The following is a 397-nucleotide window of genomic DNA, read 5'->3' as shown; positions in this document are numbered from 1 at the left end:
GCATAAGGACACGCTCGTTTTTCAGGTCGATCTGTGGAGCTCGCGAGGCAAATTGCCGGACAACCTCTTGGACGTCAGCGAACGCACCAAAGACATTCAGTATTCGAGCCGTACGCGGGCGATTACGGCGTTCATGTCGCAGAATCAGAAGCACGCACAGATGATCAAGGCGCTGCTCGAGCATATTCCGGAGAACGTGCGGCTTACCCATCCCCTCCTGCAGGAAGCGCAGAAAACGGCGGATGGCAGCGCGGTGAACGTCGTGCATTTGATCTACAAGAACAAGGCGTTCGAGGGGCACTACAAGGACTATGAGTTCAGCAAGAGCACGATGGGCGAACATTGGGCGAGTGGTCTCGAGGATATTCGTCGTTCCTTCGGCCACCCGGAGTGGTTC

Annotated in this window: 1 protein-coding gene; it reads left to right on the top strand. The window is 56.2% G+C overall.

From position 1 onward, the window contains the following. Positions 1 to 397 (top strand): DUF3734 domain-containing protein (locus BTA35_RS17380; RefSeq protein ID WP_202931329.1); only part of this gene is annotated, 397 nt, incomplete at both ends.

This window comes from Oceanospirillum linum, assembly GCF_001995095.2.
Classification (GTDB): domain Bacteria; phylum Pseudomonadota; class Gammaproteobacteria; order Pseudomonadales; family Halomonadaceae; genus Oceanospirillum; species Oceanospirillum linum.
Note: the sequence above shows the minus strand (reverse complement) of the source record. Positions and strands in the feature narration are given on the sequence as shown.